Here is an 11,450-nt window from a genome sequence, read left to right on the forward strand (position 1 = left end):
TTCAGTTTTGATAAATGAGTATAACACTGTTGTTTCAAATTGCCACTTAGTTTATATGTAATAAAATCACTTTTTATTGCCAAAGCATTTTTTAGCTTTGCACACACCTTTGAGAAAAAGTATACCCATATTATTAGCATTTGTATTTATTGCACAGTTTGTAAGCAAAATTGTAGTAATAGGTTATTACCATGCCAATAAGGAATACATTGCTAAAAACCTTTGTGTAAATAGAGCCAATCCCGAGTCATGCTGTAAAGGTTCATGTTTTTTAAACGATAAGTTACAAAAAACAGAAGACACCAACAATCAGAAAAGTCCATTTATGATAAAGTTAGTAAACGAAAGTTTGTTTATTAACAATTCCATACTTGCCGACTGTTTAGATGCAATACATTATACTATAAAAGAAAACTTTATAGCCTATAGCCATAACTATAGCTATGCAAGTTATGCTGCCATTTTTCGTCCACCCAATACATTATTGGTATAAGCGTACAACGCTTTTATTTTGATAACACGGCTATATGGCCATGTTTAACAATACTCGTAATATTTTTTAATAAACTTATTGTGCAGTATGTTTTTATATCAATTCAATCATATCAATTATTTTAATTTAAACAACCATGAAAAAAATTATAGTATTATTATTAAGTCTTATATCGTTTTCAACCATTAACAAAGCACAATCTTTAATGGAGAAATGGCCGGAGTTGAAAGCGTTTCATAGCGTAATGTCACAAACCTTTCACCCGAGCGAAGAGGGTAATTTACAACCTATAAAAGAACGCAGTGCAGAGTTGTTAGAGAAAGCAAATGCATTATCAAAATCAACTATTCCGGCTGATTATAAGAACGAAAAAATAAGCAATGCAGTGAAACGATTAGCTATCGGTGCCGAAAAATTAAATACAGCCATTAAAGACAAAAAGATAAGCGATGCTGAAATAACGCAAGCATTGACTAAACTTCACGATGTTTTTCATGAGATTATAGGTTTGTGTAAAAACGAAGAAAAACATTAATAAAGCTTAGCTCCTAATTTTATGGCAACAAATAATTTTCACCGTTTTATAGTGGTGTTAAGTTTACTTGTGTATATACCCGGTAATATAAAGGCGTGCGATGTTTGCGGATGTTCCCTGTCAGGCAATTACTTGGGTATATTGCCACAGTTTAAACAACATTTTATTGGTGTCAGGCATCAAGTAAACAGTTTTGAATCCAAACATATACCTTCCTTGTTTACCGAAAATGGAGGCAATGCTTCGCACGATGTATTACAACGAAGTGAATTGTGGGGACGCTTTTATCCAACCAAACGATTACAACTGTTTGCATTTATTCCTTATCAATACAATACACAAAAACAAGATAGTGTAACTAACCAAACACATGGTTTGTCAGATATAAGTATCGTAGCCAATTACATCCTTATCAACACAGGCGATACCGGCAGGTTAAGTTGGAAAAATACATTGACAGTAGGAGCGGGAGTAAAAACGCCTACCGGTAGTTTTGATAAAGATGGTGTTCCCGGTTTACAAATAGGTACAGGTACCTGGGATTTTTTAGCCAATGCCATTTATACAACCCGTTACAAAAAAGTAGGCTTAAATATAGATGCCAATGTAAGATTGAACGGAACCAATAATAACTATGAGTTTGGCAATAGGTATACATCCAGCACACGTTTGTTTTATTGGTATAAATGGAGGCGATTATCCATACTGCCCAATGGCGGATTTTTAGCCGAATATGCAGAGAAGGATGCCAAGAAAAATATACTACAAAAATACACAGGTGGTTATGGTTGCTATACCGCACTCGGTTTCGATTTGTATTATAACCGTGTATCAGTAAGTGGTACATTTACCATACCCATTCACGAAAATTTAAACGAAGGTTTAGTAAGCACCAACCATAGAATTAGTCTACAGGCTATTTATTTATTTTAACAAAAACATTTTAATGAAACAGAACATACAAAAACTACTTTTTATAAGTAGTATATTTATTGCATTTATACTAAGCGCTTGCAGTAAAAGCGAAACAAAAGAGAGTACCGAGGTACCCGCTCCAACCGTTAATTTTATTAAGCCGGCTAAAGAGCAACAGTTTAATGAGTATGATAGCATCTGGGTACTTATTAACATATCTGCCGAGGACGATTTACACGACTATTCAATACGCATAGATAATATAACCGAAAACACAGAAGCCCATGTATACAACGGGCATTCACACGGTAATTCAGCTACAGCCAATTTGTTGTTTATTCCCACTGTAAGTGTTGATGCTATTATGCAAATAACAGTAACTACTTTAGACCACAATGGAAACATCAATAAAAAAACCAGTTTGTTTAAAGTAAAAAACAGCAATGCATTACCCACTCCTTTTATCAATATAACATCACCTTCATTATCCACCTATAACAATGGCAGTACCATAAAATTAACCGGTTCCATTGGCCATGTTACTAGTTTAAAAATTGCGCAAATTACTTTGACAAAAAATGGAGTAGAAGTGTTGAAATATGCACCCTTAGTAAATGGGTTAAAAAACTATTTGTTTGATACCACATACCAAATAAACGTAACCCAAAACAGCGATTTTATTGTAAGCGTTACCGCTACCGATAGTGTTAATATTACAGCAAGCAAAACGTACAATTTTAACGTTACCCCATAATATGAAAAATATATTTATTTTAATAGTCGGTTTAAGTTTGTTTGCCTGTAACAATAAGCCCTCTGCTGCACAGTTACTGGACAATGAGGTAATGCGCGTACATGATGAAGCAATGGCACAATCAGCATTGGTGTTAAAACTCAAAAAAACCATCAATAACCAGTTGGACAGCACCCGTGATTTAACAAAAAGAGTACACTTACAAAAAATTTCAGCCCAGTTATATATAGCAGATAGAATGATGTTAGAATGGATGCACCAATATCAAACACCTAATTTAAGTAATGATACTGCCATAAATTACTTAAACATACAGTTAAATAAAATAAATGAAGTGCATTCAGTTACTTTTGAAAGCATAAAAACAGCCCAGTTGGTTCTTGATAAACAATGAAACAGTTTATAATTATTATCGGTTTTGTTATGTGCCAGTTAAGCGCAAATGCACAAAATATAGCTTGCCAAAAAGCTATAGATGCTATTCGTGTTGATAGTTTAACCAATTTGTTGCTTTCCTTAACTGGTAGAAAACCAGTAGTAGTGGAAAACCAAACTACATTGATTACTTCACGCAATGCATACCATAAAGACAATACAATTGCCACCGATTATTTGTACGAACAATGCGCACAACTAGGCTATCAGGTAATGCATAATCCGTTTGGAACCGATGGCAATAATGTAATAGCATATAAGTTAGGTACACGCACTACCAAAGAAGTATATATGCTTTGTGCCCATTATGATTGTGTTGGTACAAAAAATAAACCCTTTCAGGGCGCTGACGACAATGCAAGTGGAAGTGCGGCCTTACTGGAAGCAGCTAGAGTTTTAAAAAATTACCAGTTTCCATTTACCGTAGCTTTTGCCTTTTGGGATGAAGAGGAAGAAGGTTTATTAGGCAGCGCTGCCTTTTCGCCTTGGGGCCCGTTAGATTGGTTTATACAAGGCGTAATTAATTTAGATATGATTGCTTACGATGGCAATAATGATAGCTTAGCCAATATACATGTGTACCCAACCAAAACATCATTAACGTTTGGTCAACAAGTATTGAGTTGCAATACCTTGTATCCAATAGGTTTAAATCCGGTTATTATTAATCCCGGTACCCGTGCTTCCGACCATTTTTCCTTTTCGGTTAAAAACGTAACCGCTATAGGCTTAACAGAAGATTACGGCCCGGATTTTAATCCCAACTGGCATATGTTAAGCGATAGTATAGAAAATTGTCATATACCTTATTTTCATAAAATGACACAATTAGCTACCGCAGCCTTGTGTCATATAAGTGCCGATGGAGCAAATATTGCAGTAACAGAAATAAAACCACCCGTTATATCAGTTTATCCTAATCCAGCGGCCGGGCAAATAAATATAGGAGGTATACAAATACCATATCAAATAAGTATATCAGATGCATTGGGAAAACAAGTGTTACAAACTACCGTGCAAGACACTAAGCCATTATCCTTATCAGACGATATAACTAATGGCATTTACTTTATTACCATTATACAAAACAATAACACCCATCAACAAAAAATAACTATCATCAAATAAAATGTATAAGTCATATATACTCATAGCAAGCATACTTTTAATAGCAGCTTGCGGTCAGAAAAAATTACCCATATTAGGCAACAGAGCCATAGATATAAAAATGGTAGATGGCCATGAAGTGGTAGATACCGTTTACCAAACCGTACCCAATTTTAGTTTTGTAAACCAGGATGGAAAAACCATTACACAAGACCTTGTAAAAAATAAAATTTATGTAGCCGATTTCTTTTTTGTAACCTGCCCAACTATTTGCCCACGCATGAAAAAGAATTTATTAACGGTTTATAACAAATACAAATCAAATAACGAGTTACTTTTACTTTCCCATACTATAGACCCTGAGCACGATAGTGTAGCCGTGTTAAATGATTTTGCCAAACGTATTGGAGCTGATAGCAAACAATGGCATTTTTTAACAGGCAACAGGGAAAAAATATACGAGCTGGCCGAACATGGATATTATGCTACAGCCATGGCCGACTCTACCGAACCCGGAGGTTATGTACACAGCGGGGGACTTATTTTGGTAGATAAACAAAGACGCGTAAGAGGTATTTACGATGGAACCAGTGCACCCGATACTGAACGTTTAATAGATGATATAGCCATTTTATTGCATGAAAAAGAGTAGTGTAATAATTAGTCTATGCAGCATTATGTTGTCTGGTTGTGTCAATAATGAATCTAACAATACAAACATAAATTTGGCTTCAGGTTATCAGCTATACGAAAGAAATTGTAGCAATTGTCACCAGATAGATGGAAGTGGTTTGGCCCAACTGTATCCACCTTTGTTGCAGGCGGACTATATAAAAAATAATCCAGAGCAGTTAGATTCCATTATAAAATATGGACAACACGGGCCTATTACAGTCAATGGTATACAATACAATATGCCAATGCCTGCCAATAAAAAGTTAAGCGATTTTGAAATAAAACAAATTACGGCCTATGTGCTTATCAGTTTTAATCAGTTAGATAGTTTAGCATTCGCAAAGTAATGAACTGTTTGGTAGCATTATAATTAGGTATAAACACCCTAACGTAAAATTACTTAAACAAACTACTTTTTTACCTAAGCTTGCTTATTTTGCAAGCCACTCTTTATGGAGTTAAACAAAAAGCATATTCGCAGCGTTTATATTTATTCATGATAAAAAAAATAGTTGTACTACTTGTAACCCTTTTATGTTGTAGCCTCGCTTATGCACAAAGTAAATTTACTTTAAGCGGTGAGTTAAGTGATAGTTCCAATGGGGAAACTTTAATTGGCGCAACTGTTAAAATAGCAGAAGCTAAAATGGTTGTATCAACCAATAATTTTGGCTATTTCGCTGTAAGCTTGCCCGCAGGCGACTATACCGTTACCGTTAATTATATTGGCTTTCAATCCAAAACCGTTACCATACATTTAGATAAAAACGTACGTTTAAATGTACCCTTGGCACAAAAAAATACGCTTGGCAGAGATGTAATTATAAAAGGCGAACGGGAAGATAAAAATATACGCAGTACCGAAATGAGCAGGGTAGAGCTGACAGGCGAAAAAGTAAAAGAGTTACCCGTTATTTTTGGTGAGCCTGATATTTTAAAAGCCATCACCCTGTTACCCGGCATAAAAAGTGGGGGAGAAGGAAGTACCGGATTTTATGTACGTGGCGGAGGCCCTGATCAAAACCTTATTTTAATGGATGAAGCCGTAGTATATAATCCATCACACCTATTCGGTTTTCTTTCCGTGTTTAATACCGATGCGGTTAAAAATTTAGAATTAATTAAAGGAGGCATGCCTGCAAATTATGGAGGTCGTTTATCATCCATACTAAATGTAAACATGAAAGAAGGCAATAATCAAAAATATGAATTCAATGGAGGAGTGGGTTTATTGGCCTCCCGTTTAAGTGCAGAAGGGCCTATTAAAAAAGGGAAAAGCAGTTTTCTAATTGCTGCCCGTAGAACCTATATTGATGTATTAGCCCAACCATTTATTCCCGAATCAGCCAAAGGAAACTCCTATTATTTTTACGATATAAATTTTAAGTTTAACTGGCAGTTAAGCGATAAAGACAAACTCTATTTTTCAGGGTATTTCGGGCGCGATATTTTAGACTTTAAAAGCCCTACCAATAAAAGCGTAAACTTTAATTTTGGTTGGGGTAATACCACTGCTACATTAAGATGGAACCATGTGTTTGGTCCAAAGCTATTCAGCAATACCAGTATCATTTATAACCGTTACGATTTATTCAACGATTTTAAATTTGGTGCAAACGGTTTCAGTGTACGCTCAGGTTTGTATGATTGGAATTTGAAATCAGATTTCACTTGGTTTACCACTCCAAAACATCAGGTAAAGTTTGGTATGAATTATATATTTCACACCTTTACACCAGGTATAGCCAGTGGCGCATTAGGCACTATAAAAATAGACGAAGAAATAAGCAGGCAATATGCACATGAGTTAGCTTTATATGCACTCGATGAATGGCAAATAAGCCAACGCTGGAGTGTAAATGCCGGTTTGCGAGCCATTGCATTTAACAGAGTTGGGCCATATGAGCAAGCAGTTTATAACGATGATAACCAAAAAACAGGCGAAGTAAAAAAATACGGATTCAATGAAAGCTTGGCATTTTACCCACGTTTAGAGCCAAGGTTAAATGTAAATTATTTACTCAGTGAGCAGTCGTCAATCAAAGCATCCTATACATTAACTTACCAGTTTATACATTTAGCTACAACCAGTGGCGCGCAGTTTCCCGTTGATTTATGGGTACCAAGCTCAGCCAAAGTAAAACCACAGGAAGCCAACCAGGTAGCCATAGGTTATTTTAGAAATTTTTTAAACAATAAGTACGAAGCCAGTGCCGAGACCTATTACAAAAAAATGGATAACCAAATTGAATTTAAACCCTTTTCACAACTTTTTTTCAATGCTAATTTAGAAAATGAAATGGTTTTTGGGCAAGGAGAAGCATATGGTTTAGAATTATTTTTCAAGAAAAAAGTGGGGCGCTTAAATGGATGGATTGGCTATACATGGAGTAGGGCATACCGCCAGTTCGATCAGTTAAACCAAGGGCAAGCTTACTTTTTTAGGTATGATAGAACACACGATATATCAGTAGTTTTAAGCTATAAAATAAATAAAAAGTGGAGCACTACCGTAGTGTTTGTATATGGAACAGGTAATGCAGTTACACTACCAACCTCGCGTTATGCTTACCGCATAGGTTACGACCCTATTACCAATCAACCCAAGTTTACTTTTATTGATGTGTATGAAAAAATCAACTCATTCAGGTTACCTGCATACCACAGAGCCGATGTGAGTTTTACCTATACCCATAAAAAAACCGACAGATGGGAAAGTAGCTGGAACTTTAGCATATACAATGTATACAATAGGGCCAATCCATACTTTATTTACTTCCTGCCCGATTTAGATAAACTCGAAGTAAAAGCTTATATGGTTTATTTATTCCCTATTGTACCTTCCGTTGCCTGGAATTTTAAATTCTAAGGCTCCTTTGTTCAATACATAATCCTGCACACTGTTTACATCTTGTTGCATTACAAACAGCCTCGTTTATTACTTTTACCGCAAATAATTAAAGTATGAAAAAGGTAAGTTGTTTTTTGTGGTTGCTAACACTCAGTTTTATTGCCGGTGCGCAAACCAAACCACCCGTTGCAAAAGTTATAGCAGGGCCTATGTTAGGTTATGCAGAACACAGAGAGTGTTTAGTATGGATACAAACAGCCTGCAACAAAAGCATCAGTATAAAATACAATGAAGCAAATGGTAACACCGAAGGCGAGTTAACCATTAACAATAAAAACGAAAATGTATGCTTACCTTGGATAGCCAAGTTTGTGTTAACCGATTTAAAACCCAATACCGTTTACAATTACCAGATATTAATAGATAAAAAAGTAACTACATTTTCCTATCCACTAAGTTTTAAAACAAAAAAATTGTGGGCAGAGTGGAGCAAAGAAGATCCGTACGATATAAACTTTTTAGTAGGTTCATGCAATTATGTAAACGATAGTGCTTACGACAGGCCGGGTAAACCATACGGACAAAGCTCAGATATATTTTTAAAAATGGCCGAAACGCCTAGTGATTTTATGCTTTGGTTAGGCGATAATACTTACACCCGCGAAGCAGACTATAGCAGTGCCAGTGGTTTACGTTACCGTTATATGCATACCCGTTCAGAGCCAAACCTGCAAAAGTTTTTAAGTAAACAAAGCAATTATGCCATTTGGGATGACCATGACTTTGGAGATAACGATGCCAATAAAAACTACGATTTAAAAGAAGTAACCAAAGACTGTTTTGCCAATTACTGGGGAAACAAAACATTTGGCGAATTTGGCAGAGGCGTTTACCATAGCTTAAAGTATAGCGATGCAGAATTTTTTATGTTAGATGACAGAACATTTAGAGATGAGAGCGAGCTAGACGAGGAAAAATATAAAAACAAGACCCAACTGGGCGAAACCCAATTAAACTGGCTTAAAAACAAACTAAAGCATAGTGCAAGCACATTTAAATTTATATGTGTGGGCGGACAGTTTTTAAATACCGAAACCGATAAAGAATCATTTAACCTATACAAACGCGAACGAGCCGAAATAGTTAAGTTTATAGCAGAGCAAAAAATTAGTGGCGTTATATTTTTAACAGGTGATAGACATCATACCGAACTTTTAAAATACGAACCCAATAGCAAACCCGATTATATCAATACCTATCCTTTATTTGATTTAACAAGCTCGGCCTTAACAGCAGGTCCAAGCAGTATTTTAAAATCAAAAGAAGCTGATAATCCATTCCGTGTTTCAGGAACCTTGTTAGCAGAAAACAATTACTGCGGTTTAAAAATTACAGGTAAACGAGGCGAACGCGTAGTACAAATTACCTGCTACGATAAAGGCGGTATAGTAAAATGGAACTTCAGTATTAGCGAAACTTTATTAAAAGCTAAATAATGCAACAGTACACCAAAAGTCAGTTGGCTTTGCGTAACGGGCAGGATAAAGACGATATTTGGGTAGCCTATAAGGGTAAAATTTACGATGTAACCAGAAGCCGTTTGTGGCGCAATGGTAAACATTACGAGCATTGGGCCGGACAGGATTTAACAGATGAATTAGCAGATGCACCGCACTTAGATACCGTGTTCGATAAGTTTGATTGTGTGGGAGAATTAATTTAAACAATAGCAATAATTACAACCATACACATGCGTACTATTTTCAAGCACCTGTTTCTTTTATCAATGTTTATTGCTTTTGTTGGTGCAAACAAAGCACAGGAAATAAAAGTAATTACCTACAATATCCGTTATAACAATCCTGCCGATGGGGAAAACAGTTGGCCTAATAGAAAAACAAGCGTAGAAAGCATATTTAAGCAATATCAGGCCGATATATATTGTTTGCAAGAAGTATTGCATAGCCAATTAATAGATTTACAAACCATGCTCACTGATTACAGTTGGGTAGGTGTGGGGCGCGATGATGGAAAAGAAGCAGGGGAACATTCCCCCATATTTTATAAAACAAATAAATACCAGTTAATCAATTCAGGTACATTTTGGTTATCGCCAACACCTGCTATAGCAGGTAGCAAAGGTTGGGATGCAGCGCTACCACGTATTTGTACCTGGGCACAACTAAAGGATATAAGTAACGGAAAAGTATTTGTTGTATTCAATACCCATTTCGACCATCAGAGTAAAAAGGCCCGACAGGAAAGCGTTAGGCTTATTCTGACAACAACACGTACCTTAGCCGATTCATTACCCATATTATTTGCCGGAGATTTAAACAGCGAGCCCAATAGCAGGGTTTATAAAATGATTCTGTGCAATAAAAAATATGGCTTTATTGATAGTTACCAAAAACAAGCGGGACATTGCACTTTTACCAGCTTTAACGTAAACGGTTCCATTTGTAAACGCCTCGATTTTATTTTTTACAACAAGCATTTCAGTTTAACCCAATACCAGATTATTAAAAACCAAAGAGGCATGTATTATCCCTCAGACCATTTGCCTGTGATGGCAATACTCCATTTACAATAAGCCTATTTCTTTTTCTGTACATATTCATCTCTGCAAAAAGCCGAACAAAAGTTTTCCTTTTTAAAAAGCCCCAGAAACCTTTTGGTTTAAACACCTTATGCTTGGAGCTATTAATTCTCTCCGAACAATTATCGCAAGTTTTATCAGTCATTATAGTCAAGTTGAATAGGGTGTAATTATACTAAATAGTTGTTTTCGCTATAGAACATAAAAAAACCTGCCTTAATCACTTAAGGCAGGTTTTTCAGTTATTGATTAAACTAATAAATTAGTTTTTGTCAAATTGAGCTTTTAATGCAGCTAATCCTTCTACGTCAGCAAAAGTTGATTTCTCATTGCCTTCGTTATTTTTCTTAGCAGCTTTCGAAGCTTTGTCTTTCTCTTCTGATTTTGCTTTTCTGTCGTCAGTTTTCTTCTCTTCTACATCACCTTTCCAAACAGCAGTGTGCGATAATACAATACGTTTGTTTTCTTTGTTAAATTCAGTGACGCGGAATTGTAATACATCATCTTCTTTAGCTGTTTTCTTGTCTTCCATATAAAGTTGTTTGATTGGAGCATATCCTTCAACCCCGTAAGGTAAAGCAATAGTTGCACTTTTCTCTTCAACTTTTAATATAGTTCCTTCGTGAATTGAACCTAAAGCAAATAAGGTTTCAAAAGCATCCCAAGGATTTTCATCCAATTGTTTGTGTCCTAAACTTAAACGGTGGTTTTCGTTATCAACTTCTAATACCAATACGTCTAATTCTTGGTCTTTTTTCACAAACTCGTTCGGATGTTTGATTTTTTTAGTCCAGCTTAAATCACTTACGTGAACTAAACCGTCAACACCTTCTTCTAGTTCAACAAATAAGCCGTAGTTAGTCATGTTTCTAACTATACCTTTATGTTTACTTCCAACAGGGTATTTAGCTGCAATATCAACCCAAGGATCAGCTTTTAATTGCTTAATACCTAAGCTCATTTTGCGCTCTTCTTTTTCAAGCGTTAAAATAACAGCTTCCATTTCGTCACCAATCTTCATAAAGTCAGATGGGTTACGTAAATGTTGGCTCCAGCTCATTTCACTTACGTGAATTAAACCTTCAA

General features: G+C 35.7%; 13 protein-coding genes. 12 read left to right on the forward strand and 1 reads right to left on the reverse strand.

What is annotated here, in order from left to right; all coding sequences use genetic code 11:
* Positions 1-109 precede the first annotated feature (109 nt).
* From V4538_17495 to V4538_17550, 12 genes are all read left to right on the forward strand, one after another.
* Positions 110-493 carry a hypothetical protein gene (locus V4538_17495; GenBank protein MES2382846.1) on the forward strand — a complete coding sequence of 128 codons (384 nt, stop codon included), beginning with the start codon at positions 110-112 and terminating at the stop codon, positions 491-493.
* Positions 494-629: 136 nt separating this feature from the next.
* Complete coding sequence (locus tag V4538_17500) at positions 630-1,028, forward strand: hypothetical protein (GenBank protein MES2382847.1); 399 nt, start codon at positions 630-632, stop codon at positions 1,026-1,028.
* Between the two features lie 21 nt (positions 1,029-1,049).
* On the forward strand, positions 1,050-1,961 hold the full coding sequence (locus V4538_17505) for a hypothetical protein (protein MES2382848.1): 912 nt from the start codon (positions 1,050-1,052) through the stop codon (positions 1,959-1,961).
* A gap of 13 nt (positions 1,962-1,974) precedes the next feature.
* Complete coding sequence (locus tag V4538_17510; protein MES2382849.1) at positions 1,975-2,697, forward strand: hypothetical protein; 723 nt, start codon at positions 1,975-1,977, stop codon at positions 2,695-2,697.
* A gap of 1 nt (position 2,698) precedes the next feature.
* Complete coding sequence (locus V4538_17515; GenBank protein ID MES2382850.1) at positions 2,699-3,091, forward strand: hypothetical protein; 393 nt, start codon at positions 2,699-2,701, stop codon at positions 3,089-3,091.
* Positions 3,088-4,260 (forward strand): M28 family peptidase, encoded by a 1,173-nt coding sequence (locus V4538_17520; GenBank protein ID MES2382851.1) that lies wholly within the window; start codon positions 3,088-3,090, stop codon positions 4,258-4,260. Before V4538_17515 ends, V4538_17520 begins: the two co-directional genes overlap by 4 nt.
* Before the next feature lies 1 nt (position 4,261).
* Positions 4,262-4,891, forward strand: a complete 630-nt coding sequence (locus tag V4538_17525; protein MES2382852.1) for an SCO family protein — start codon at positions 4,262-4,264, stop codon at positions 4,889-4,891.
* Positions 4,878-5,261, forward strand: a complete 384-nt coding sequence (locus V4538_17530) for a cytochrome c (protein MES2382853.1) — start codon at positions 4,878-4,880, stop codon at positions 5,259-5,261. The genes V4538_17525 and V4538_17530 overlap by 14 nt, the downstream gene beginning before the upstream one ends.
* Before the next feature lie 149 nt (positions 5,262-5,410).
* Positions 5,411-7,783, forward strand: coding sequence for a TonB-dependent receptor (locus V4538_17535; GenBank protein ID MES2382854.1), 2,373 nt, complete (start codon positions 5,411-5,413; stop codon positions 7,781-7,783).
* Between the two features lie 95 nt (positions 7,784-7,878).
* Entirely contained in the window at positions 7,879-9,261 is a 1,383-nt protein-coding gene (locus tag V4538_17540) for an alkaline phosphatase D family protein (protein MES2382855.1), read from the forward strand.
* Positions 9,261-9,488, forward strand: coding sequence for a cytochrome b5 domain-containing protein (locus V4538_17545; protein ID MES2382856.1), 228 nt, complete (start codon positions 9,261-9,263; stop codon positions 9,486-9,488). The genes V4538_17540 and V4538_17545 overlap by 1 nt, the downstream gene beginning before the upstream one ends.
* Positions 9,489-9,515: 27 nt before the next feature.
* Positions 9,516-10,358 (forward strand): endonuclease/exonuclease/phosphatase family protein, encoded by an 843-nt coding sequence (locus tag V4538_17550; GenBank protein MES2382857.1) that lies wholly within the window; start codon positions 9,516-9,518, stop codon positions 10,356-10,358.
* A gap of 268 nt (positions 10,359-10,626) precedes the next feature.
* Here V4538_17550 and V4538_17555 read toward each other — a convergent pair.
* The coding region (locus tag V4538_17555; protein MES2382858.1) for a S1 RNA-binding domain-containing protein at positions 10,627-11,450 on the reverse strand (824 nt) is incomplete at its 5' end.

The organism is Bacteroidota bacterium (genome assembly GCA_040388375.1).
Lineage (GTDB): Bacteria > Bacteroidota > Bacteroidia > UKL13-3 > UKL13-3 > JAAFJM01.